General features: G+C 38.2%; 22 protein-coding genes. 8 read left to right on the top strand and 14 right to left on the bottom strand.

What is annotated here, in order from left to right:
• Positions 1-29: 29 nt before the first annotated feature.
• Positions 30-962 carry an IS5-like element ISAba40 family transposase gene (locus GWK51_RS00160; RefSeq protein WP_161932213.1) on the bottom strand — a complete coding sequence of 311 codons (933 nt, stop codon included), beginning with the start codon at positions 960-962 and terminating at the stop codon, positions 30-32.
• Complete coding sequence (locus GWK51_RS00155; protein WP_161932212.1) at positions 959-1,309, bottom strand: hypothetical protein; 351 nt, start codon at positions 1,307-1,309, stop codon at positions 959-961. The genes GWK51_RS00160 and GWK51_RS00155 overlap by 4 nt, the downstream gene beginning before the upstream one ends.
• Before the next feature lie 362 nt (positions 1,310-1,671).
• On the opposite strand from GWK51_RS00155, the gene GWK51_RS00150 reads away from it, so the two are divergent.
• The gene (locus tag GWK51_RS00150) at positions 1,672-1,932 is read left to right on the top strand and encodes a helix-turn-helix domain-containing protein (RefSeq protein WP_161932211.1); all 261 of its coding nucleotides are present in this window, start codon (positions 1,672-1,674) and stop codon (positions 1,930-1,932) included.
• Positions 1,929-3,143 carry a type II toxin-antitoxin system HipA family toxin gene (locus GWK51_RS00145; protein WP_161932210.1) on the top strand — a complete coding sequence of 405 codons (1,215 nt, stop codon included), beginning with the start codon at positions 1,929-1,931 and terminating at the stop codon, positions 3,141-3,143. The genes GWK51_RS00150 and GWK51_RS00145 overlap by 4 nt, the downstream gene beginning before the upstream one ends.
• Before the next feature lie 323 nt (positions 3,144-3,466).
• On the opposite strand, the gene GWK51_RS00140 is transcribed toward GWK51_RS00145, so the two are convergent.
• Complete coding sequence (locus GWK51_RS00140; RefSeq protein WP_004762874.1) at positions 3,467-3,688, bottom strand: helix-turn-helix domain-containing protein; 222 nt, start codon at positions 3,686-3,688, stop codon at positions 3,467-3,469.
• A gap of 196 nt (positions 3,689-3,884) precedes the next feature.
• Between GWK51_RS00140 and GWK51_RS00135 the strand changes: the two genes are divergently transcribed.
• Positions 3,885-4,136 (top strand): hypothetical protein, encoded by a 252-nt coding sequence (locus GWK51_RS00135; protein WP_004762875.1) that lies wholly within the window; start codon positions 3,885-3,887, stop codon positions 4,134-4,136.
• Between the two features lie 197 nt (positions 4,137-4,333).
• Here GWK51_RS00135 and GWK51_RS00130 read toward each other — a convergent pair whose 3' ends face one another.
• From GWK51_RS00130 to GWK51_RS00120, 3 genes are all read right to left on the bottom strand, one after another.
• The gene (locus GWK51_RS00130) at positions 4,334-4,555 is read right to left on the bottom strand and encodes an antitoxin HicB (protein ID WP_161932759.1); all 222 of its coding nucleotides are present in this window, start codon (positions 4,553-4,555) and stop codon (positions 4,334-4,336) included.
• 33 nt (positions 4,556-4,588) lie between these two features.
• A complete protein-coding gene (locus tag GWK51_RS00125; protein ID WP_161932209.1) occupies positions 4,589-5,788 on the bottom strand; it encodes a tyrosine-type recombinase/integrase in 1,200 nt (399 codons plus the stop codon).
• 891 nt (positions 5,789-6,679) lie between these two features.
• The gene (locus GWK51_RS00120; RefSeq protein ID WP_161932208.1) at positions 6,680-8,098 is read right to left on the bottom strand and encodes an amino acid permease; all 1,419 of its coding nucleotides are present in this window, start codon (positions 8,096-8,098) and stop codon (positions 6,680-6,682) included.
• A 687-nt stretch (positions 8,099-8,785) separates the two neighbouring features.
• Here GWK51_RS00120 and GWK51_RS00115 point away from each other — a divergent pair.
• On the top strand, positions 8,786-9,694 hold the full coding sequence (locus GWK51_RS00115) for a LysR substrate-binding domain-containing protein (RefSeq protein WP_161932207.1): 909 nt from the start codon (positions 8,786-8,788) through the stop codon (positions 9,692-9,694).
• Between the two features lie 57 nt (positions 9,695-9,751).
• Here the strand turns inward: GWK51_RS00115 and amaA are convergent, their stop codons facing one another.
• From amaA to GWK51_RS00075, 8 genes are all read right to left on the bottom strand, one after another.
• Positions 9,752-11,035, bottom strand: a complete 1,284-nt coding sequence (amaA, locus tag GWK51_RS00110; protein ID WP_161932206.1) for an L-pipecolate oxidase — start codon at positions 11,033-11,035, stop codon at positions 9,752-9,754.
• A gap of 320 nt (positions 11,036-11,355) precedes the next feature.
• Complete coding sequence (amaB, locus tag GWK51_RS00105) at positions 11,356-12,885, bottom strand: L-piperidine-6-carboxylate dehydrogenase (RefSeq protein WP_161932205.1); 1,530 nt, start codon at positions 12,883-12,885, stop codon at positions 11,356-11,358.
• The gene (gene hglS / locus GWK51_RS00100; RefSeq protein ID WP_161932204.1) at positions 12,886-14,274 is read right to left on the bottom strand and encodes a 2-oxoadipate dioxygenase/decarboxylase HglS; all 1,389 of its coding nucleotides are present in this window, start codon (positions 14,272-14,274) and stop codon (positions 12,886-12,888) included.
• 17 nt (positions 14,275-14,291) lie between these two features.
• Complete coding sequence (locus GWK51_RS00095) at positions 14,292-15,569, bottom strand: 2-aminoadipate transaminase (protein WP_161932203.1); 1,278 nt, start codon at positions 15,567-15,569, stop codon at positions 14,292-14,294.
• Positions 15,570-16,032: 463 nt separating this feature from the next.
• The gene (locus tag GWK51_RS00090; RefSeq protein WP_171519120.1) at positions 16,033-18,978 is read right to left on the bottom strand and encodes an FAD-binding and (Fe-S)-binding domain-containing protein; all 2,946 of its coding nucleotides are present in this window, start codon (positions 18,976-18,978) and stop codon (positions 16,033-16,035) included.
• 44 nt (positions 18,979-19,022) lie between these two features.
• A complete protein-coding gene (locus tag GWK51_RS00085) occupies positions 19,023-20,372 on the bottom strand; it encodes a 2-oxoadipate dioxygenase/decarboxylase family protein (protein ID WP_161932202.1) in 1,350 nt (449 codons plus the stop codon).
• Positions 20,373-20,580: 208 nt separating this feature from the next.
• Positions 20,581-21,012, bottom strand: a complete 432-nt coding sequence (locus GWK51_RS00080) for a DMT family transporter (protein WP_161932201.1) — start codon at positions 21,010-21,012, stop codon at positions 20,581-20,583.
• Positions 21,013-21,108: 96 nt separating this feature from the next.
• Entirely contained in the window at positions 21,109-21,489 is a 381-nt protein-coding gene (locus GWK51_RS00075; RefSeq protein WP_161932200.1) for a DMT family transporter, read from the bottom strand.
• A 283-nt stretch (positions 21,490-21,772) separates the two neighbouring features.
• Here GWK51_RS00075 and GWK51_RS00070 point away from each other — a divergent pair, with 283 nt between their 5' ends.
• The 4 genes from GWK51_RS00070 to GWK51_RS00055 all read left to right on the top strand — a co-directional run bounded on the left by GWK51_RS00070 (position 21,773) and on the right by GWK51_RS00055 (position 26,154).
• Positions 21,773-23,047, top strand: coding sequence for a Glu/Leu/Phe/Val family dehydrogenase (locus GWK51_RS00070; RefSeq protein ID WP_161932199.1), 1,275 nt, complete (start codon positions 21,773-21,775; stop codon positions 23,045-23,047).
• Positions 23,048-23,164: 117 nt separating this feature from the next.
• Positions 23,165-24,340, top strand: coding sequence for a TonB-dependent receptor (locus tag GWK51_RS00065; RefSeq protein ID WP_161932198.1), 1,176 nt, complete (start codon positions 23,165-23,167; stop codon positions 24,338-24,340).
• A gap of 434 nt (positions 24,341-24,774) precedes the next feature.
• Complete coding sequence (locus GWK51_RS00060; RefSeq protein WP_161932197.1) at positions 24,775-25,416, top strand: SOS response-associated peptidase; 642 nt, start codon at positions 24,775-24,777, stop codon at positions 25,414-25,416.
• Between the two features lie 111 nt (positions 25,417-25,527).
• On the top strand, positions 25,528-26,154 hold the full coding sequence (locus GWK51_RS00055) for a LexA family protein (RefSeq protein ID WP_161932196.1): 627 nt from the start codon (positions 25,528-25,530) through the stop codon (positions 26,152-26,154).
• The last annotated feature ends 13 nt before the right edge of the window (positions 26,155-26,167 follow it).

The following is a 26,167-nucleotide window of genomic DNA, read 5'->3' as shown; positions in this document are numbered from 1 at the left end:
ATGATAAAGCCCCCCTAGAAGATCCAAATTTAAGTTACAACTCGGGTTTGAGGTCGGCCTAATTCCGTAAACTTATTTAAGATTGCCACACGTGTATGTATTTCATTGACTTGGCTTTGAAAGTTTCTCGCACTGAGTTTATCCCCTAATAATTTGATGCAATACATCTTAGTTTCAACCAAACTTCGCCGGTGATAACCTGACCATTTTTTCCAAATGGTTCTTCCTAAATGCTTAACTGTTCGAAGCAGCTCATTTCGCTCTAACGAGCAAATCTTTGTATCTTTCCAAGGCTTTGCATTTTTCCTAGGTGGAATCACTGCATGTGCTTGCCGATCCGAAATTACTTGACGGCATTGTTTTGTGTCATAAGCCCCATCAGTATATACGGAGTCAATCTGCTCATCTTGTGGAATCTGATCAAGTAAATCACCAAGTACCTGCGAATCACTCACATTGTTAGTGCTGAGCTGAACTGCCCGTATTTGAAGGGTTTCAGCATCTATACCAATATGTAATTTACGCCATTGGCGGCGATATTCAGGCTGATGTTTCTTTCGTTTCCATTCACCTTCACCTAGAAACTTTAAACCAGTAGAATCGACGAGTAGGTGGAGACCATTACTGTTTTTTTGATAGTTAATTGCAATATCAAGATACTTTTGTCTTCTACAGAGAGTGGAATAATCTGGGGCTGTCCAATCTAATCTGCAGAGATGAATGAGACTTTGAACAAAGCCAGTGACCATACGTAAAGACAATCGAAATAGGGATTTGATCATCAGACAGCATTGAATCGCTGTGTCAGAATAAGTTTGATTTCGTCCATGTTTGCCTTTGGGTTGAGCATACCATTGAGTTTTGGGATCAAACCAAATTGAGAGATTTCCCCGATTTATCAGAGCACGATTGTAGAATGACCAATTGCTTGTACGATAAATTTTAGGTGTAGGCTTATTCATTTGCGAATTATATTGCGGAATAAGGCTTTATCGGTAGGTTTGTGCAACAAAGCCTGTTCTTTATAGTACTGGTTTTTCCGCTTGGAATTGTGCTTCCAACTCTTAGCCCATTTATAGACATAGCTTGGAAAATCATCCCAGACATGCGGAAGGCCCTTACCACGTGCAACACGGATATTTAGAGGATAATCTTTATATTCAATACAATGCATGAAATAAAAACTTCGCTCCTGTTGTGTACTAAACTTTTTGAAATACACACTTCTCATGCTGGGATATTGTTTCGAAAAATAATCATGAGGGCGTGTTTTGACAGATTGTTGGTACTGGTATTTCAGTTTTTTCATTGTTCCTCCTAGGTGACATTACCTAGAAGGGATCCTCTGTGAAGTAGTACATTGTCTTTAGTCCTATCTAATTCAGAATGATTTCTACAGCATAACGTAAAATTGTATTCAGACCTATCTAACTGCCTTGTTCTTGTACTGTTAAACATGCTAATAAATTGGCAGCAAGGCGAACAGCCGTTTGAGTTACTCCACTGGAAGATCAAATTACCCATGACCAATTGCATTGCTCTAGTCGATAACTTCAGGACTATCAGCCAAATCTAATCACTTATCTACGATTAAAATTAGCTATATAGCTAATTTTATAATTTTTATTTAATATATTTGCTATATAGCTAATAAAATGTGGTCAAGTTGATATGGCGAGTAGAGTAGAAATTGGGAAAAAAGTTCGTATAGAACGAAGAGCCCTTGGCTATACACAACAAAAACTATCCGAATTGATTCGAATCAATAAAACTACAATCTCTGAAATTGAGAATGGGAGATTTACAGGTTCTTTTGACATATTTGAACGTGTACTTGATGCAGTGGGTTTGCAGTTTAATGTATCCCCAAAGCAACATTCACTGCCTCATTGGGATGAGATTGAAAAGATGTTTGCGGAGGATGACGAGTGAGATATCAAACCAATCTTCCTGCCAAAATCCGCAATATCACGGTGTGTGCCAATCAAGCTGAATTAGGCGTATTGACCTATGGTTCCACTCATCACTATCAGCCGACACAAGAAACACGGCATGTGTCACTCACCATGACTCAACGAGGCATAGATGGTTATTCTTCTAGTGCATTACATCCAATCTTTGCTCAAAACTTACCAGAAGGCTTTAATCGACGGTTGATTACTGAAAAGCTAGCCAGATATGCTCAGGTCAATGACATGTATTTATTGGCACTGCAAGGTGAACAAGGAATAGGAATGCTCTCTTATAAAAGTGAGCTAAATTTGCCCGAAGCTGAATCTTTGAGCTTAAGTGAAATTCTATCCTACCGTAGTAAAGAACCTCTTTTCCCACAACTCTTAGATAAATACTCTCTCAGGACTTCATTGGCTGGGATGCAACCCAAGGTTAGCATTCCGAATTCGAATACTGTTCAACCGGATAGCACAGTTCAACAGAGGGATTTGATTGTAAAGTCCTTTGATTCCGAATTTCCATTGCTTACGGTCAATGAGTTTGTCTGTATGCAAGCGGCGCAGCATTGTGGACTTGAGCCACCAAAGGCTTACTTGTCTGAAAATTTAGAAACCTATGTGGTAGAACGGTTTGATCGGTCCTGCAATGGTACAAAACTCGGCTATGAAGACTTTACGACGCTCATGAAAAAGTCAAATGATCCATGTGCAAAATATACCAGTAGCTATGAAACTCTGCTGAAAGCAACTTATCTATATACGAGTAGCGTAGCTGAAGTTGAAAAAATGTATAAATACATCGTATTCAACTGTCTAATCGGCAATGGCGATGCGCATCTTAAAAATTTTGCTCTACAATATTCCCCAGATATGAAGAACATTTTTGTCTCACCACCGTTTGATATTACGCATACCCTGATCTATGCATCGATTGATAATCAGATGGCACTCAAACTGGCGGGTAGTAAAGTATTTCCAAAACTGTCACATCTCATTAAATTGGCTGAAAGTGACCAATTTAGAATCAGAAATCCCAAAGCAATTATAGAGTTCTTGAGCGGAAATATCTTGGACTATCTTCGAATCTCAAATGAGGTTCAGCTATTCGATGGATTACGGACATCTATAGAACGTTCAATTTCAAATGTGATGACGACAGGCCTCGGTACCCAAAATTATCGACTTGATTAAAAGAAGAAATTCGAATCATTAATGAAAAATCATGTAAAAAGACTCAAAATCTTGCAATAAGTACTATAGCAACGTAAGATCAGTATTGCAGTGAAGTCATTTTAGGTTCCGTGTACGGCTATTTGCATTACATGGGACAAACCCACAATAGTGACAACTATTGTGGGTCATTAGCCCCTCTTCTTAACTAAGTTATAAGAAAAAAACCTCTATCATTCGATTGATTCTTTTATATAAATAATAAAGTAAATCTCTGTTTTCGATGAAATTTTATAAAATTCAGTATTAGACCTGTAGAGAAAACTTATCAAAAGAAGTATTGGTTAATCTTTTTCTTCAACTTCGTCCTTAAACTCAAACAAATCATTCATCGTACAGTTAAAGTATTTACATAACTTATCAGCGACTGGCAATTCGATACGTATAGCACGGTCATAATACATACTTGTCAGCGTATTACGATTGATGCCTGTCGCATGTACCACATCACTTAATTTTAAAATTCTTCGATCGCCCATGAGGCTGGATAACTTACAAGTAATCATATATCAATTCATTTACAAAAAAAATAACCTGCTAAAAGTTATTTTAAGTTGTTGACTGAGTAATACTCTGCTAGAATTAACCTATAGCAGACTATTACAACTTATAGAAAGCATAATTTATCTATTTCAACTAAATTATAACTTTTTAAATATAAGGATTGAAGCTACATTAGATTATTTTGTGGAGATGACCGCCATGTTGCCAAATGAGTTATGGATCAGCCAGCAAGCTCGTGACTTGGGAAATCAACTAATTAAAGAAATGAACATCGATAGGGGTTATGGAATGGCTAATTTTCTTGGAGTCAATTCTTGCTATGATAATCATCAGGCTGTACTTATTTGGACATTTCAACTGCTTGAAAGGGAACCTAACTTAAATGAATTAGCAGAAATTAAAAAATATTTTCTTTTAATCTTTCCAGATAGTGTTTATCAATTAGCCTAAGTTGTTTTTAAAAATTATTTTTTTATATAAAAACACTAAATCAAAGAAAACTTTCTTTAAAAATACCTATTAATTCAAATTCATACGATTTACAGAATATATGAAGCATAAATTCTTGTTCATGCCCACACTACGTTCTGCAGCTTCGAGGGCTAGTTTTTGTTGAACCACTGAGAACAAGGACAATAAACTGCCTACTATATTTTTCCGGAGAGTGGTGTAGGAACTTTTTCATTATTGCTAATCATATCAGCGACAACATCAGCAACGAGCTCCTCTATTCCTGAGAATGCTTTAGACTGATCCGCATCATGCCAAGACAATGATGGAAACTCAGCACACAAGCCAACATACCCATTATCTTCTGCTGACAATTTAACATGGTAAGTATATTGTTTACTATCCATTTGACACCCCATCATGTTTTAAGTTTATGTATAAAAGTACGATTTTCACTTACTAGTACTTAAATAATCACCCCACCACTGCATCATTTCAGTCCGTTGAGCTAAATAGTCAGCGTGATTATAGCTGGCACGGGTACGGTTCTTATCAATATGTGAAAGTTGTGCCTCAATCCAATTATCTTGGAACAAACCTGAGTCATTCAAAATGGTACTAAAAGTTGAACGTAATCCATGAGAAGATAGTTGATGTTTGCCATACCCCATCTTACGTATGGCCATATTTAGAGTATTAAAATGAATCGGTTGATTGTGTTTGCGAGGGCTAGCAAAAAGGTATTTTTCACCGTATGACCACTGCATGACGTCTTTCAAAATCTCTAAAGCCTGATTTGAAAGTGGAACTAAAAAATCTGGAATCTCATGGCCTAATATGACTTTTCGTCGAAACTGTTTAATATGCAAGGCAGGTATTTTCCATATTTTTTCATTTAAATCAAAATGATGAGGCTCAGACAATAACAATTCAGCCCCTCGCACTCCAGTATATAATTTAAACATCAGTGCTTTTTTAATAATCGGATGGGCATCCAATTTTTGTAATTTATACTTAAAATCAGATATATCCTCCGCTTTCAAATACGGATAATTTTTCTTGATTTTACTGTTAATGGCGATTTTATTTAAACCATGCGCGATGTTGAATTCACAATAACCCATCGCTACAGCGTAGTCATAAATTTGGTTCAAATAACTACAAGCTTTCTTGACAGGTTCTTTTACTTGGCGTCCCTCTATTTTTTTGATTACTGAAACCAGGTCATAACGCTTGATGTTTTGAAAAGGTAAATCCTGAAGGTCTGGATAAATATCTTGCTGTAAGCATCTTTCTGCTAACTGTAGTACACCACAGCGGGGTAGATCGTTGAAGGCATTTTTCAGTTTGAACTGTAACCACTCCTCCCCGACCTTACCAAAGGTGATGACATTAGAGGCAGTATCATGTTCAAAACAGAAATTATTGTCTTTAAAGTCATCTCTGACTTGTCGTGCCTTTTTCAGCGATAAATCAGGATAAAGACCTAACTGAATGCGTCGACGTTTTTTAGTTTGTGGATCTGTATAGCGATAGCACCAAGATTTTCTTCCACTCGGTTCAATCTTCAGGCTAAGCCCATCTTCATCGGATAAAAAACAGGTTTTTTCCTTGCAATGAGCTTGGCGAACTTTAATTTCAGTAAGACTCATGAAATTTAATTGAAACCTATCAGAGGATTGATTGGATCAATTATATCAAAATAGAACGTTTTATATATGATGCGTAGGTTACGCATCATATAAAATTGTAATATATTGTTTTACATATATATTATTAAAGGTAATCGGAAATATATAACCAGTATAAGTACCAACTATAAATTAGATTTCTAATAACAAACTTTTTAATTATTTAGTATTAAACAAGTCTTTTACAGCCCATTGTAAAAAGATTTAAGATGAGTATTCTTGAAGTTTCCAACAAGTCAGACTAGATACGTTTTTTGTCAGATGAGTCGAATATGCTGCTCTTTACATGATTAATTTGTTTTTACTTATAATACGCCATATAAATTAATTTGCCTCAATAACAATATATTAAGAAGTATGACAATATGGACTCCTCCATTTTCTGCTTTAGTGTTGGCTGATTCTTCAGTTTTATTCACTCAAAACCAATTATCATCAGCACAAAATGCTGTTTAGTGAACAGGTCGTTCATTTAGTTAAAACATAGATATCTACTGATATGCGATTTACGGTGTGTATCTCTGCACAGGAAAATAGCAAAAATTATTTCGACTTGACCTATGGTTGTGAAGTCACTCAACCTTTTGCAGCAATTGTTTTTTGATTTGCTTGATTATAGGTGGTTGTGCATTAAACCCTGTCCCCCCCAAATTTCCAAGCGGCTTCTTAGCTGTAGATAACAATAAACAGGCAATTCCATTATCTATAATTGCGGTGTGCATGATATAAAATGCCAATTATGTGTTAGATATACAGTAAGTGATTTAGTGGTCGTTGCACGAGATTAGCTCAGCTTTAAAAACTTGATCTACTGATCGATGTAGAGCCTGTCTCTACATCGATATCTCACAATTATTTAGAAAACTCTCCCACTTTACTGTTCAAATCATCAGCATTTTGATTTTTAAGCCACGGTTTTTGGGAGTGACGGTTACGGGTTACAAAGAAGCTAGCAATCAGCATTATGGTGGTCACGCCCATTGACATCATCGTTTCATAACGGTACGCAGGGGAAATAAACATATAGCCCAATACCACCAAAATCATCAAAATCACAACCCAAGTTACATATGGGAAGCACCACATTTTAAAGCTCAGCTGAACACCTGCACGTTCAACGCTATAACGCATTCTGAGTTGCGACACTGCAATCACTAAATACACGATCAAGGCAATTGCACCTGTAGTTGAAAGTAGGAAACCAAACACTTGCCCTGGGAATGCATAGTTAGCAAAACCACCCACAAAACCTGCCACACACGATGCAAGCACTGCTACTTTTGGCACACTTTGCCCTGTAACCTGTGCTGTTACTTTCGGTGCATCGCCACGTTTACCAAGTGAAAATAGCATGCGTGATGCAATATACAGCCCAGAATTCATGCAGCTACACACTGCCACAAACACCACAGTATCAATGATCAGCTTAGTGCCTGGGACATTTAAAGTAGACAACACATATTGGAAAGTTCCCATTTCTTTGAGTGCAGGGTCATTCCAGCTCACCAATGACACCACTAGAAAAATCGACAACACATAGAAAATTGCAATACGGTAAATCACTAGATTGGTCGCTTTACGGATTTGCTCTTTTGGGTTTTTAGATTCAGCCGCAGCAATCGAAACCACTTCTGCTCCAAAGAACGAGAAAATCGTGATCAGTACACCCCCTAAAACTGTACCAAAACCGTTTGGCATAAAGCCTCCTTGTGAATACAAATTTGAGAATCCACTGACTGGAGATAAGGGCCAAAAACCAAGGACTGCCATACCCGCAATGATGATAAAACCAATAATTGCGATCACTTTAATCAGCGCAAACCAGAACTCAAACTCACCAAAGTTTTTTACATTCAATAAATTACTGGCGGTTAAAATTACCATAATACCAATCGCGTATGCCCAAGAGGGTAATACTGGAAACCAAGAGTGAAGAATATCTGCACCTGCGATGGCTTCTACCGGGATTATCAGCACCCAAAACCACCAGTACAACCAACCAATGGTAAAGCCTGCCCAAGGCCCAATGGCATTAGCTGCATAAGTTGAAAAAGATCCTGTATCAGGCTGCATCACAGCCATTTCACCCAACATGCGCATCACCAGAAACACAAGCAATCCAGTCAATGCATAGGAGATAATAATTGCGGGGCCTGCTGTGGCAATTGCAGAAGAAGACCCAATAAATAACCCGGCCCCAATAATGCCGCCAATAGTGATCATAGTCACCTGACGACTTTTCAAGCCTTCGCCCAAAACTTGATTTGTCATATATCATCCCTTAATTCAATACATCGTATTTTTCGGTAGACCCAAGCGAGATGTATGCGATGTACAGCACTGACACATGCACAAAGCCACAAAAAATTTCGCATTAGATGTGAGTTGATGCAGTTTTCGATATTCAGTTTTATGCTAAATTTTACTCGAAGACCGCATAGCCTTGCTTCGAGTATCTTTTTGTGCTGGCACTTTCACAAACGAAAAAAATGAATCTCAACATAACTTATTTTCGTTCACAAATTACGTAGCATTCACTACCTTTTGGCACAAGGACTGCTTTAAGAGATAAATTTTGTGTCGAGATTATTCATCAAAAAGTTTTTTATTTTTATAATAAATACATATGTTTATATTTATTAAATTATAACAAGATGAGATTGCATTTGTATGACCAACACATCTGTATCTAAACTATTTAGGCACCCACCTTAAACCGCACCAAATAAAAACATATTTTCTATAATCTACCATTTATATCTTAAAAAAGTACATCACAGAACCTAATCCTTTCCTTAAAATGCACTAAATTAATACTTAAAACCCTTTCAATATATGTATTGACGCACCGAAAATGATACTTCTTAAAAAAATATTCACTATTGTGATAGAATCAATGGTATAAAATTTGCTTAATGAAATGGATTTTTTAAAATATGCATTCTCGGAGGTTCGAAAATGCAAAAATTGACTTCAAGGACTTACCCCTCGACCATGTCCTTGCGATGTTTCGAAGCATCCGCCCGATTTTTAAGTTTTACCAAAGCTGCACAAGTGTTATGCATGACACAAAGTGCAGTCAGTAAGCAAGTTGCCCATTTAGAGGACAGCCTCAATACCTCATTGTTTGAACGTACGCTAAAAGGTTTAAACCTGACGCCTGCTGGTAAATTATTTCTTAGTCAAACCCAATATATTCTTAACCAGATTGAAATGTCGGTACTGAATATGTTGGCACATGGTAGTGAAGCTGAAACCTTAGAAATTTCCGTCCATCCTACCTTGTGCGCGCGCTGGCTGATTCCTTTACTTAAAGGCTTTAGCAAGCTCAATCCACATATTCATCTCGATATTCAGGAACAAATTAGTTCCTCGGATATTGAGAACCATCAGACCGATGTAGCCTTTCTATATGGCGATGGAGTTTGGCGTGACATGACCAGCATCAAACTCTTCGAAGAGCATTCGATTGCAGTCTGTTCACCTGATTTGTTGAATGAGCCATTTTCTTGTCTGGAAGAGTTTCAGGGCCATGTGCTATTACAATCTCGCTCACGTCCACGGGCATGGGATGAGTATTTCCAACTTCAAGACTTCGTCAATGAACACCCCTTTATCGGACCACGTTTAGACACTTTTTATTCTTGTATTCATGCAGCAATGACCGGCTGTGGCATTGCACTGATTCCTAAGTTTTTGGTGGAAAAAGAGCTTTCAACAGGTGAACTCATTCAGGCATGGCCTTATGAAATGGGCAGCTCACAAGCTTATTACATGACTTATCCTACTTCGATGGCCAAGACGCCGAAAGTGGCCTGTATTTCTCAATGGATACAAACCCACCTCAAGACTAGCAGTGATACCTAGAAAAATCTGAGCCACTCCAATGAGTGGCTCAACTTTTTGATCTTCATCAATTCTAAATTAGGTAATAATTTTCATGCATTGTCCAGCATGATACAGCGCAATACTGCAATCATAGAACATGGCACGTGCATTACGATAAGACACTTTACACTCTTCAATTTCGTTGAATGGTAACGGTAAATTATCGCGGTTATCATCCTGTAAATATTGGGCAAATGCCTTACCAATCAACGTACCTGTGGTGATTCCACGTCCGTTATAAGCCGTCGCCGCAAGAATACCTGGTGCAGGTTCAAAAATCCGCATGATGTGATCAGAGGTAAAACCGAACTGACCTGTCCACTGGTATTGCCAATTCACCTTACCAAGGTCAGGGAAATATTTTTTGCTCATAGTATTGGCCCATGACACATAAATCGACTCTTTGCCTTCATAGCTGCCGACGGTTCCAAGCAGCAAACGTCCGTCTTTATCACGGCGGATGCTCGATAAAGCTAATCGAGTATCCCAAGAACCATTTTTATGCGGCAAAATTCGATCTGCAACAATACCTGTCAGCGGTTCAGAAGCAATCTGATAATACTTAACGAAATAAATTGTTTTTAAAATTTCTGTCCACTCGCCTTGTGTATAGGCGTTGGTGGCTAAAATTACTTTATCCGCTGTGACTGAACCTTGAACTGTCTGCACACACCACTGAGCATTACTTTTTACAACCGCATCCACTATGGTATTTTCATAAATTTGGACACCTAAACGCTGTGCCGCTTTTGCCAAACCTGTAACATAAGCATAAGGATTGACTGTGCCTGCACGCTTATCCAGTAAAGCTTTATTAATTGATGTTGTACCGCAGTATTCATGGCATTTTTGCCCTGTCAGTACTTCAACATCTGCACCACGTCGGCTGAGCTGTGCATAACGGTTATCCACATCAGCTTCGCCTTCAGCATTGTGTCCCATGTGCAAATTACCTGTTCGGGTGTCTTGTGCATCGATGCCTAATCGGTCAATAGTATCGAATACCAGTTTCGGTGCACTACCTAATGCGGTGGTGAGTTTTTCTCCAACCTGTTCGCCTAAATATTTATTCAAATCATCTGGCTGCGCCCATGTTCCTGCATTGACCAGTCCGACATTTCGGCCTGAACCACCTGAACCAATCTGAGCACTTTCTAACAATACAACCCGATAACCCGCTTCTGCCAAATGAATAGCTGACGATAAACCTGTAAAACCGCCCCCAATTACACAGACATCAGCGTTTACATCGCCCTGCAAACCAGCAAAACTTGGCGCGTTATCGACGAGTGTTGACCATAAGATTTGTTTTTTTAACATGTTTATTGCCCTAACCTATAGCAATAAAATAACAACGGCGGATTGATATTATTATGCCAGTCCTTCCCGATTTTTTGGGTCTACTTTGCGGTTGTTGGCAGGTTGATAATATGAATCTTGGTATTACTTCATCGGAAAATAAATAAAAGAATATGCTATCGACTTCTTTCATGAGTGTTGAACACCTCTTTATTTTTTACCTGAGCCTATTAAAATAATTTCAATTCAACACAAAAGAAATAAAAACAACTCATAAAAGAAATCTAGTGACTCAAGGTGAATGCCGTCCGAAAACTACATTCACCAAGTAAAACCGATCATTAACCGAAGTTAATCCCTTGTGCCAATGGCAATTCACGCGAATAGTTCACTGTGTTAGTTTGACGACGCATGTAGTTTCTCCATGCATCTGAACCTGACTCACGACCACCACCAGTTTCTTTTTCGCCACCAAACGCACCGCCAATTTCTGCACCACTAGTGCCGATGTTCACATTGGCAATACCGCAGTCACTACCTTCAGCACTCAAGAATTTTTCAGCTTCACGAAGGTCATTTGAGAAAATACATGATGACAAGCCTTGTGGCACATCATTTTGTAATTCAACAGCATCTTCGAAATCTTCATAACCCATGACATAAAGAATTGGCGCAAAAGTTTCAGTTTTAACGATGTCGTTTTGCTCAGCAATTTCAACAATTGCAGGCTGAACGTAGTACGCATTCGGGTACTGTTCTTCAAGGACACGCGCTCCACCAAACACTTCTGCACCCGCTTCTTTAGCACGCGTCAACATGGTTTGCATTTGATTGAAAATTTGTGCATCAATCAGTGGTCCAATCAAGTTGCCTTCAAGTGGATTACCAATTGAAACAGATGCATAGGCTTTTTTCAGTTTCTCAACCACTTCAGCTTGGATTGATTTGTGTACGATTAAACGGCGTAGTGTTGTACAGCGCTGACCTGCTGTACCGACAGCTGAGAACAAAATCCCGCGAATCGCAAGTTCCAAATCTGCTGTCGGTGCAAGAATCATGGCATTGTTACCGCCAAGTTCTAAAATACATTTACCAAATCGCTCTGCAACTTTCGGCGCAACAATTTTACCCATGCGGGTACTACCTGTTGCACTGATCAATGCAACACGCTCGTCAGTCACCAGTTTGTCACCAATCGCTGCATCACCAATCAACAACTGTGCAATATTGGCTGGTGCATCTGCACCAAACTGCTCAAGTGCTTTTTCAAACAATGCTTGACATGCCAAAGCAGTCAAAGGTGTTTTCTCAGATGGCTTCCAGATCACGGCATTACCGCAAATTAGTGCCAATGTTGTGTTCCATGCCCAAACGGCTACAGGGAAGTTAAATGCAGAAATTACACCAACTACACCCAGCGGATGCCAAGTTTCACGCATGTGATGACCTGGACGTTCTGAAGCAATAGTTAAGCCGTACAACTGACGAGACAAACCTACTGCAAAATCACAAATATCAATCATTTCTTGGACTTCGCCCAAGCCTTCCTGAGTAATTTTACCTGCTTCCCAAGAGACCAAAGCACCAAGTTCAGTTTTGTATTCACGTAAAATCTGACCGAACAAACGAACTAGTTCACCACGGCGTGGTGCAGGAATTTTGCGCCATTGTTTGAAAGCCGCTTGTGCTTGCTGAATTTGAGTTTCAGTTTGTTCTAAATCCTGAACCACGACCTGACCAATCTGGCTACCATCAATCGGCGTTTTTACCTGTAGCGTGCCATTCTGATACAATTCAGGTGTAACTCCTAAACTGCTCAATAAGTCCTGAATCGTATATTTCTCTTCAAATCCGACATTTAAATTAGTCATTTATGCACCTGCAAAGCTGTGGTTATTCAATTGTTGTAAACACGTATCGATCGATTGTTGCTGGGTTTCAGTATAAAGTTGCATTTCATCGCAAACCTTACTCCCCAAGCACTGTTCAAAGATGCCCTGATTAGACATCACGGCATAATGCGCTTTTCCGTCTTCACCTAAGTTTGACTGGAAAATTCCTGCTGCAGATACAGGCAGAAAATCTTCATAAACAATCGGTTCAATCTGAACCTGACCCGTTGTAACGAGATCCAGTAAATCTTGCTGCGTCCATAAACGCTTGCCTTGTTTTACGGTATTACCTTTAGCAAAATAGTAAAAATAAGCTAAATCTTGTTGTGCCAGTTCCAAATAGCTATCTGGAAAGGCTTGGAAGGTTTCCTGCAAAATCTGCATATAGCGTTCTGCATTTCCCTCATTTGGGGTTGCCCCTAAACTTTCACGTGCATTAGTCAATAACTGATCGTACAACGCACGACCTTTCTGTGTTAATGCAACGCCACGCTGTTCGATTTCACCAAAACGCGCGGTGTGGCTGCCTTGATGATCGGTAAAAGTCACCTTTTCCTGCAACGCCTTAAAACTGGTTTGACGTAGTAAAATTGGGCAGTTGCGGCGTGGTGGGCCTTCAACCACAGCTTTTGGTGGAATACCACGTTCAGCCATACCTGTTTGCACGGCATCAATATCCAAAGTTCTAGGCGTAAGATGGTTAATGTGTGGACCTTTAAATGCAACCACATCAGCAATCAAACGGTGTTGATCATGTAATGCCTGATACAAGTCTTTGCTCACAGGTGCAGCTGTATGCCAGCGAAAAGTCTCCAAAACCTCTTGGATAAACTGTTCAGCATCATTGGCATCCAAACCACCTTGCTGTTCAAATTTAGCCGTCAATGCTAACGCTTGCTCAGTAAAGATTTGTCGCTTTGCCAACACGTCTTCCGCCAATTGACGCAGCTCAACATTGTCAATAAGTTCCAAACGTAATAGCGAAGTAAAAATACGAAAAGGGCTGCGGTTTAAAGCATCGGCATCAATTGCACGAAACGCGGTTGAATGCACAGGCACACCTGCAGGCACAAGATCGTAGTAACCGACTGGATACATACCCATGACTGCAAACACGCGGCGCATATTCACCAATTCTTCAGGTTTACCCAAACGAATTGCACCATGTCTCTCTTGCGATAAACGTGGCAATTCACCTGTTTGTTCAAGTTGTACTTTTAATGTTGGATGCTGTTGTAAACTTTGCTGATTGACATCATTTACCAGTTGCAGCAAGTCGCCATACAGTGGCACTTCCGTTTGATACATCTCGGACATACACTGTGAAAACTGTGCCCGAATCGTGTCGGCACTAACCCAAGTTGTCATGTTGATTTCCCCTGCCATCACGCCATGGCTTGTGTGTGTTGTTGTACGGTGGTGGCAAGCACATTTTCCAAAATGTTCAAACCTTCTTCCAAAATTTCAGGCTGAATGGTCAGCGGTGTCAGCAAACGAATAATATTTTTCGCCTGACCGCTTGGCATCAGCAATAATCCTTGTTCACGTGCCTGACGCAGGACATCAACTAAAATGGCTGTACCTGCACCCAGCTCAGGATGGCGTAATTCGATACCACGCATTGCGCCTACACCCGTCAAACGGCCCAACCATGGTGTCAAGCCCTGTTCTTTCCAACGGGCATAACGTGCTTCAAGCGTTTGAATATAATGTTCAACCCCTGCCTGATATTCTGCAGAGCGCATGACTTCTAGTGTTGCCAGACCTGCGGCACACGCTATCGGGTTACCCGAATAAGTTCCACCTAATGCACCTTTGATTGGGTGATTCATATATTCAGCACGTCCAACCACTGCACCTAAAGGCATACCACCTGCAATGCTTTTCGCAAGCAGTAGCAAATCAGGCTGAATACCCAAATGACTAAAAGCAAAAGGTGTTCCTGTACGGCCAAAACCTGACTGGATTTCATCCACAAGCATTAAAATGCCGTGTTCCTGACAGAATTGCTGTAAATACTGGGCAAAGTCAGGATTCATCATTTGAAAACCACCTTCACCAAGGATCGGCTCAAAAATGATCGCAGAAATATTTTCAATATCCACTTCGACTTGGAACAAACGAGCCAAGGCTTTTTTCGCATCTTGAGTGGTGATGCCATTGTCCTGACTTGGATAAGGAATGTGATACACCGAACTCGATAAATTACTCAAGCCTTGTTTATACGGTGCAACCTTACCATTCAAGTTTACTGTTGCCAGTGTGCGACCGTGGAAGCCTCCATCAAATGCAATCACACCTGTACGACCTGTGACTATACGCGCCACCTTCAAGGCATTTTCCGCAGCTTCTGCACCACTGTTGGTGAGCATACCTGCCAATGGATATTCCACAGGAATAAAGTCCAGCAACTGCTGCATAAATTCTAGGTAAGGACGGTGCTGTGCCGCATTAAACGCATAATGGGTCATCGTTGCAGCTTGCTGCTGAATTGCTTCTACAATTTTTGGGTGGCAATGCCCTAAATTCAGCACACCAATGCCACCAATAAAATCGATATAACGCTGACCGTTTTCATCCCAAACTTCGGCATTACATCCTTTGTCTAAAATGACAGGATGAATCAGCCCTAATGCGCTTGATACTCCTTGATTTTGACTCACTGTACTTCTCGTTAGAATTGTGGTTGATGAGTTTATTTAAGCGTTGCATGGATAGGTTCACAAGCGAATAAAATGACTTTTGACATTCCTTTTTTTCATATTACTTTTTTGAAATACACTTTTATAAACAAAGAAATTAGCCTAGCTTAATAATATGAAAACACATCAAATATGGTGATACTTCCAAAAGCAATTGAAGTTAAAAGGCTAGTGGAAAGTTCTAGTCCACCTGCTCCAACCATTCCATTATTTGCTCAGTTGAAGACAAGGAAAAACCGGTTGCAGTATAATAAGACCAAAAAGAAATCCTGCGATACAACCCACTTTAATCAAGCTAGTTACAAAAGTCCGATTATTGTCATTACTTTGCTCTACCACAAATATTTTATGAGTTTTATACAAGATATGTCCCTATACGCTTTTATAGAGACATTTTTAGAGTACGAAATTTGATACTTCAGGCTTAAACAGCCTGAAGTCTATGATTAAGAATCTGAATTGGATGAAGTGCCTGTTCTTGCTGCAGTCGCTTAATCTGACTACGACAAGAATAACCTGTAACTAGAAAGCTTTCCCCATATTCAATCTGCTTTTCCTGCCAAGATTGCTGATAAATCTGCTCAGAAAGTTGGCGATGTTCAGCCTCATGACCATAGGTACCTGCCATGCCACAGCATCCCAGAGCCAATGGCTCAAGTTCAATTTCAAAAGCTTTAAAAATGGACTGCCATTGTGCGGTAGAAGCAGGCACCTGAGTACGCTCAGTACAATGACCAGCCAGATAATATTTTTGATTCGAAATGGCTGGTAAGGCTGGTAACGAATTTGACTGTAACCACCCTTTCAGCCATTCCTGCAACATTAATACTTTAAACGAATCTTCTGGTGGTTCATGATCATATTGAGCCTTATATTCCTGTCGGTAAACCAAGGTCATTGCAGGATCTATCCCAACTAAAGCAATGCCACTTTGAGCAGCTTTATTCAATAGCAAAGAAGTTTTTAATCTTAGGTCCTCAAACTCTCTAATAAATCCATGAACATGCAGAGGTTTACCATTTGGGAAATACGGCAAAATATAAGGTTGCACGCCCAGTTTACGAATAAATTGAATTGTTTCGATAAATACAGACGTGTCGAAATATCGAGTAAATGCGTCTTGAACTAAAATTACCGCTTTATTTGATGACTTAGGTAAGTTAGATAAATCGTTATTTAGCAAAATAGCGCCTAGTTCGGATAAATCAGCTTTTGCTTGAGGGTGAAATAAAGGTATATCAACTACTTTAAATACATCTCGTTGAACAATTTGAACTAATTTCATTCTTTGAAAAAAGTTATATAAAGCAGAAAAATTAGACATTAATGGCATAAAACGCTCGAGATTACTAATTAAATAATCACGAATTGAATGCTTGTATCTCTCATGATATTTTTGTAAAAATCTGGCTTTACTATCAGGAATATCCACCTTCACTGGGCATTGACCAGCACAAGATTTACATGATAAACAGCCATGTAATGCATCATAAACTTCTACATCAAATGCCTGACTTTGCTCTCCTGAATTTTCACGACGTAACCATTCTTTGACTAATGTTGCGCGACCTTTCGGAGAGTGGATGCGATCACGTGTCACTTTATATGAAGGGCACATTGGATCATCCACATCAAAATTAAAACAAGCACCATTGCCATTACAATGCATCGTCGTTGAAAATTTTTGCCAGTCTTTTCTTGCAATTTGCTTGTCAAAGTCTCCTCTTAACGGAGCCTCCAACAATTTGATTAAACTTGCCTTCGGCTGAGTATCAGGCGTTGCTATTTTACCTGGATTAAGCTTATTCAATGGGTCAAAAAGTGCCTTTACTCTTTGAATTAATGGATATGCTTCGCCAAAAAAAATGGGAGCATATTCTGAACGTAGGCCTTTGCCATGTTCTCCCCAAATTACACCACCATATTTATGAGTGAGTTCAACGATTTTATCGCTAATTAATTGTACTAGTTCTGCTGAATGGGCATCCTTCATGTCCAATAATGGTCGTACATGTAAAACACCTGCATCCACATGTCCAAACATCCCATAATCTAGACCATTGCTATCGAGCAATGCTCTAAATTCCAAAATATAATCTGCCAAGTTCTCTGGAGGAACAGCAGTATCTTCTACAAAAGGTTGTGGTCGTTTTTCTCCTACAACATTCCCAAGTAGCCCAACAGAACGCTTACGCATGGTGTAAACATCCTTAATTTCATCATCACCATTCGCCAAAGTTATACATAACCGCTTAACACTTGGGTCATTTTGTAAATGCTGTATAAAATTAGTCTTTAAAACATCCAGTTCTTCTTGTGTTTCTGCATCAATCTCAACCAAATTGATCCCTAGTATTTGAAGTGGTGCCTCTGGTTCAGGGAAATATCGTCCTACTTTTTGCCAAACAATATCATTCTTAGCTAAATTTAGAACTTTTGAATCTACAGTTTCTATTGATAATGGATTAAGCACCATCAACGCTTTCGCATCTTTTAATGCGTTTTGGAAATTATCATAACCAATATTAATTAAGGCACGACACTTTGGTATTGGTAAAACATTTAATTTTGCTTCAACAATAAATCCTAAAGTCCCTTCACTTCCACACAGAATATTATTGATGTTCAACTCTTGATCATCATAAAGTGCAGGTAAATCATAACCAGTTAAAGAACGGTTCAGCTTAGGAAAACTTTTTTCTATCAGTCCTTGATTATTTTGCACAATATCAAGCAATTGCTTATATAGATTTTGCTGAAAATAAGTTTTTTGTGACAGTACAGAATAAAGTTCTGTAATTTTTACAGCCTCTGACTCAAGTAATTCACCATTAATTAATACTGTTTTTAAGCCCAAAACATGATGATGTGTCTTTCCATAACGACAGCTCCCCTGTCCACTCGCATCAGTATTAATCATGCCACCTATAGTGGCTCGATTTGATGTTGATAATTCTGGCGCAAAGAACAAACCATGTTTTTTTAATTCCAGATTCAATTGGTCTTTTACCACACCAGCTTCAACGATTGCCGTACGATGGATTGGATCAATATGAATAATTTTATTCATATATCGAGATAAATCGACCACTATACCATTGGTCAATGATTGTCCATTCGTGCCAGTACCTCCACCACGTGGAGTTATGACTAAATTGTTATATTGATCCAAATGGGCCAACTGCATAAGCGACTGAATATCTTCAATGTTTTTTGGATATATAACAACTTGTGGAATAACCTGATAAATCGAGTTATCCGTTGAATGTACATATTTGGCTGAATCTGACTCATCAATATCACCATAGAATAATGGTTTTAGCTGATCAATAAAGTCTTTGATTAAAAAATTTGGAGCTAGATCTGTCATGATTGGGTACTAAATCTAAATAATTAATGAAAATGCGATTAAAATTAAATCATTGCGGTTGTGGTATTCACATTCTGACGAACAGAAGAGACTTGATTTAAGACAGCTAAACATTGCTGCAATGACTGATGTTGAAGCATCAAGTAATACTCATGCTCATCTTGAATCGAACATCCAAGTTTTTCTTCAAATGCACACTTATGAGCTCTTACTAACTCATCTAATTGATTTATTTTTAACTCTTGAGTATCCATCAAACCATCAAACATGATTGGTAATACATCTATATGATTTGAATGAATTAAATCTGAGAGATCTTCTTTACTCCAATTCTTATAATTTGATAAATGGATATCAGGTTTCAACTTAAAATAAAAATAAGCCAAACCTTCTTGATATAACTGAGAAGTTGAATCTGGAAATTTTCTAAAATTTCGATTTATCGAACGCTGTAAATTATCAATTTTTTTATTATATTGATTTTGTTCTGAAAAAATTTCAGCAAGTGTTTTACTATACTGACTCTTACCTTTAGGTGTTAATGCAATTCCTCGTTGAACCAATTGGATATTTAGTAAAGCATCAGGCTCCACTTTGGTTTGATATAAGTGGTTGTTTGTTAATTTTAGGAAAATATTAGCAAGATTATATAAAAGAGGATGTTTTCTACCTTCCGGTAAATTCACCTTATAATCTATATCAAACTTATACTTGCTGATCATCGACAGGGTACGCGACAAACTTAATGTTGGGAATCTAATCTCACAGATGCTATTACTATCCCTCATACCACTATTGCGTATTTCTTGATCAACTGTAGATGTGTTAAATTCAGGATGCAAAAAATCAATTACTTCTTTTAAAAACAGCTCTACATCTGAATCAATGAAATAAGAATCTTTCTGAAATCCATCAAGAAATTGCTTTAACTTTTGACATGATTTAGCTGCTTTTGGTATATAAACTTCTTCTTTCGATGTTTTTTTGAAAGATTTTAAATCATATGCATAAGACAGCTTGACTCTAATATAGTGTTTTTTTGTGTTCGAATTATTAATAGGACGAAATAAAGTACACGGTACAGGATTTTGTAAACTTCCTTGTAGAATAAACCCAACTGGAAACAAACCAAGAACTGCAAAAATTTGACGTACAATACTCAGATCAATTTTATTTCTAATTTTATAGTGCACCTCCAACTCTTCGATGTAAAAGTCTCTTTCCCCTTGTTTTCTCAGTTTTTCCAAAAGAATCGGGCTCTTAATCAGTTCAATATTATTAATATCTTTGATTACATCTGAGATGATAGCGAACTCATGATTTTTAATATAAAAGTGATCATTGACCATTTTTATATATCTAGATCTCAATTCATCTGAATTAACCAATCTCATTATGATGAACCTCAAATATTGACTTTAGAGTTAAATTAAAAAAATTGATCTATCTAAACATTAAGCAATCATGTAATGATAAATATCCTTACTATGATTTAATCAAACAAGAAGATTCAAATTATTTTAAATTTAGAATGAGATTTTATTTAATCTTTGTATAACCAGCTTATCAAGCGAATATATTTAATAGGGCCATTCCATTTTTTCATGCGTAATTTTCAATTTTCTTCTTAGGAGATAAACTTAAATAGATCACCCCCAAAACTACAAAAATCCCACCGATCATAAAACTAAAGGTGAGTATTTCTCCCAGTAAAAGTACTGAAAAAATCACCCCGAAAATAGGTGTTAGAAAGCCAATGTTCCCAACTTGAGATAAATAATAGGTTTTAATTAAGTGAAACCACATCAAAAAACTGGCAAAAGAAACAATAAGTCCTTGAAATAAAAGATTGGATATAGATAAAAACGTAACCTTAAAAGTCAATTGATTTGTTAAAACTGCATATATTCCCAAAAGCAGTGTCGCACCCAAAACTTGGAAAAAGAGCACATGTGTTGCTGGCGCATATCCTAATTTAGTACAACGAATGACTATTGTCGTAGCCCCAAGACTTAGGCCTGCAAGCAACCCCAAAATATCTCCTTTAAGTGAAGTCTGGTCTTCTGTACTTTGATGCCCCCAAAATAAAGCAATTAAGATTCCAATAAAACAAAGTAGAACTCCACTCCATTACTTTGAGGTTAAGCGCTCTTCTGGCACAAATAACCCCATACCCAACACAGCAAAGATTGGTGAGGTATAAATAAATACTGAAATGTGCGCAGCTGAAGTATATTTGAGCCCTTCATTCACAAATAGAAACTCTAAACCAAAAAGCAGTCCTGCGAGCGCTCCATATTTATATACAGAAGTAGATAATGATAATGGTATTTTTCTAAACTGTATAAGAACATAGACTGCTAGAGTTGCTATCAGAGAACGGATGGCTCCCTGTAGCACAGGCGAAATATCAAAAATTATTGACTTAATACTCACCTGCTGTAATCCCCATATTGCACATAGAATTATCATGCTAACTACTGCAAATAAATCAATTTGTTTTCGTTTCATCTAGAAATTTATCCCATTATCCCTCATACAAAATAAAAATTTTCGCATTTGAAATAAAACGAAAAAAGGGAATGTCCCTAAGATTTATTTTCCTAAACAAATCATCTTTGCACTCGTGCATTTTTCACTCGCTTATATAACTATGAATACGTGCTTAGGGTTTGCTTTGTTTAATAAGCACTAACAGAGATCAATTTTAAAAGAAATGAACAAAATAGGTTTATATCTACACATCTGAGGTAACACACCTATTTTTACTGTCATTTCTGTCATAGGTAATAAAATGGCAAGTCTTTCATATGTAAGCCAAAGTAATTCGGCATGGGACAATTATTTACAGCAACTAAAACGGGTAGAACCTTTTCTGGATGACCCATTAAGGCAGCGATTGGATTTTTTACGTCATCCCAAACGTGCATTAATCGTAGATATTCCTGTCGAAATGGATGATGGCACCATCGAACATTTTGAAGGTTTCCGTGTTCAACATAGTTTAGCTAGAGGCCCAGGTAAAGGTGGCATTCGTTTTCATCCTGACGTCGATTTAAATGAAGTCATGGCCTTATCTGCCTGGATGACAATTAAATGTGCTGCTTTAAACCTACCCTTTGGTGGTGCAAAAGGTGGCGTACGAGTAGATCCAAGCTCTTTATCTAAACGTGAACTTGAACGTCTGACACGACGTTATGCTGCAGAAATTAATTTAATCATTGGTCCTCAAAAAGATATTCCTGCTCCAGATGTAGGTACGACACCTCAAATTATGGCTTGGATGATGGATACCTTTTCAATGAATGCTGGAAATACAGTTACAGGAGTCGTAACGGGGAAACCAGTACATTTAGGTGGATCTTTAGGCCGCGTTCATGCAACTGGACGAGGTGTATTCATCACTGGTCTTGAAGTTGCAAAAGAAATTAATCTTGATATTTCCAATGCGCGTATTTGTGTTCAGGGATTCGGCAATGTTGGCAGTGAGGCTGCTCTATTGTTCCAAAAAAATGGAGCAAAAGTTATCTGTATTCAAGATCACAGTGCCACTTTATATCAACCTAATGGTATTGATGTTGTGAAATTAATGTCTTATCAGAAAAACCACGGAGGTATTAAAAATTATGCTCCTGATGATGAAGTAGATAAGTCCAAATTTTGGAAATTAGAAGCTGAAATTTTTATTCCTGCCGCTCTTGAAGGTGTCATTGATGCTGAAATTGCTCAAACAATTCAAACCAAGTTAATTTTAGAGGGTGCTAATGGGCCTACATTAGCAGCTGCTGATGACATCTTCGCCAGTCGTAATATTACGGTAGTTCCAGATGTAATTTGTAATGCTGGTGGTGTCACAGTGAGTTATTTTGAATGGGTTCAAGACTTATCAAGCTTTTTCTGGACTGAAGATGAAATTAATCTTCGCATGGATAAAATCATGCGTGATGCGATTAATGATATTTGGAATAAATCAATTCAAACCCAGTGCTCCTTAAGAACCGCAGCATATATCGTTGCATGTGAGCGTATCCTGATTGCTCGTATCGAACGTGGTATTTATCCAGGTTAATGCAGACAAACTCATAATTACCAAAAAATTTTTATATTTATCAATAAATCTAAAAGAATGCCTGAATTTTTTAATTATTTATTGGGCATTTTTTGATACACAATTAGGATTTTTTAAATGATTTTCACTAAATCTAATGCTCTATTCACTGGGGTATCCATTGCTTTGTTCTCCACTACCCCATCTTTTGCATCCGATCTTGCGTTAGGAGATGCCAATACTGATCTCGGTAAAGTGACGATATCAGGTTGGTTGAGAGCCAATATTCAGGATAAAGACTATTCCGATAACGATCATAAACTACAATTTAATGCTGCAAAAATTAATGTAAATTATGATGCAAATAAGTTATTTGGAAACTTTGAATATCGTTGCTATCAATTCGATACTTTGTGTGATTTTTCATCCTTAGTTAATGCGAATTTAGGCTATAAGTTCAATGATGCTAATCGCGTTACTGTCGGTGTACAAGATGTACCTTTTGGACCTGGTCGTGGTTGGTCAACAAGCTGGTATGGTGGAATTGATGTAAATGCAGGTCTAGAAGATATACATAACCTCGGATTAGATTTTCAATCCTATATTTCTGATGGCACCAAAATTGATTTAGCGTATTTTGTAGGGGATGCTGGCAACTACGTAGGCAAAAGCTATGATTCATCTCGTTACACTGTAAACTATGTAAAAACAAATGTTTCTGGAGATAGCTCTTACAATGAAAAAAATATGTTTGTAGGTCGAATTGATCAGCAACTCCCTAATTTCAATATCTCTGACTTGAATCTAAGTATTGGTGGTTCATACTGGCATTCCGAAATTGAAAACTTAACCAGTGGCGACACAGGAAGTCGGAACGCTTGGGCAGCATTTGCTCGGACCAACTATAAAGGGCTAAATATAACCTTAACAGGTGGTAAGAATAAAATTACCAACAAAGATCCAATATCGCCAGACTATTCAGTTATGGGGTCTTTTGACAGCACTTACTATGTTGCTAATGATGCCGATTTTTATACTGCAGATTTAAACTATGTTTATAAAGATCCAAATCAGCGCTTTACTCTGACACCATATCTGACTTATTCAAGCTATGTTAAGAATAAGTCAGGCTATAAAGATTCCACACGAAATATCATTGGTGCTCAATTAGACGTTAAACAGTTTTCGATGGCCGCCGAATATATTATTGGCAAAAATGACGTCTTTATTAACGGTTCGGCTGATTCACTTGCCGCTGGAGATGACAATAGTACAAATCGTATGCTGAACTTATTGTTCTTCTATAATTTCTAAATAAAAAGAAGAAGATCATTGTATAGATGATCTTCTTTAAAATAGCTTAATTCAGCCGACAATCTGTTCTTCCAAGTAATGGAGCTGATTGCTTTTCTGAATCCGAAAGACGTGACCAATTAGATGCTATTGCCCATGAAACAAAGCTCTATTGAAATTGATAGGGCTAGTTGGTGGCTATTCAATAATCATGATATTTTTATGGAAAATGAAGCGGAAGTTAAAGTTAAGTTCGATGATTTAAGGGATCCTTTTTTAATAATTATTTTCGTAATTTCATCATTATAGATATGTAGTTATTTTCATTAATAAAGTCTTGAACGCCCAATCCTCACTAAAGGGCTTTCATCATCCTTATTTAGAGCCTTACACGCAGCTTGTTCGTGTAAGTAGGTATATAATTCCAATTAAAACTTTGAGTTTAAGCCATCCATATGTGCTCAAATTACCTATTCCCAAGTAAAAGAAATTTGACGCTCTTAGGTGTCGATACAAGCCAGTTTGATCTTGAGCTTAAGGACCATGTATTCCCTTCTTACCATGCTCCAATCATCTTGAATGGCTCAGAACATTTGGAGCTTGATATCGCAAAATTTGGATTACTGCCGAGCTGGGCAAAAGAATTGAAGTTCAGCAGTCATACTTATAATGCCAGAACTGAGTCTGTAGCAGATAAGCCCAGCTTTCGACATGCTTGGAAGTACAGCAAGTTCTGCCTAGTCCCTGTGCAAGAGTTCTACGAGCCGAAATACATCAATGGTAAGCCACACTGGTACACTATCAAGCGTAAAGATAATCAGCCTTTTACGATAGCAGGGATCTATGATGATGCTGTGATTGATGGGAATAAGGTACGCTCCTTTTCGATGTTAACCATCAATTCTGATCAGCACCCATTCATGAAGCAATTCCATGCACCGAAGGATGAGAAACGATCCATCATCGTGATTCCGGAGCAATATCGAAAAGACTGGCTAACAGCAGATCATGAACACGCGCATGAGTATTTCTTTCCAATGCCCGATGAATTCGTCACTTTTCCACGCGATGAGCAGAAACAAAACGTCTTATTCTGACGCATCCTTGTTTATCCACAACTTTTTAAATTTGAATTTTAAACGTTGTTAGTAATATCCTATTTAGACAAATTCTACTTCCAAACACGCCTCGTAGCGTAGGAGTATCATATGTCTAAGAAGTTGCCTATCTACTTCTCTGACGACGCATGGTCATCTTTACAAGAGCTCATGGGTCCAGAGGGTAAGCCAAGCCCTACCATCAATACCGTGCTTGAACAAATCGCTGTTCAAAATGAACTGGTTGCGCAGTTAGGGCTTACCGCAGTCCTACCAAAATCCAAAGTCTCAATTCCTGTCTCTTTAGAACGAATCCCTGCAGGTCCAGCCTTCAGCACCAAGGATGAGCAAGACAAAGCACTCGATTTGAATGAGTTCCTGATTCACAACCCTATTTCTACTTTCATTGCTTATGTAGACAGTGAATCCATGCTCGATGCAGGTTTTGAGATCAACGATCCAATCATTGTCGATCGCAGTATTGAAGCCAAACATTACGATATCGTGGTTGCCTTGATTGATAATAGTGCCTCGACCATTAAACGGTTGATGATCACCAATAAGATGTCAAAGTCTGAAATCAAAGAGATATTTGGCGATGAAAATTATCCGCTTCCAGAACTTTGGTTAAAGGCTGAAAATCCTAATTTCAATCACATCATTCCCGATGATAGTCAGACGATATCTGTTTGGGGTGTAGTGACTTTTAACCTAAAGCGTATTCATCACCGCTCATAAAAAGAAGAATAAC

It is taken from the genome of Acinetobacter kanungonis (assembly GCF_009939195.1).
Lineage (GTDB): Bacteria > Pseudomonadota > Gammaproteobacteria > Pseudomonadales > Moraxellaceae > Acinetobacter > Acinetobacter kanungonis.
This window is presented reverse-complemented; position numbering and strand designations above follow the sequence as displayed.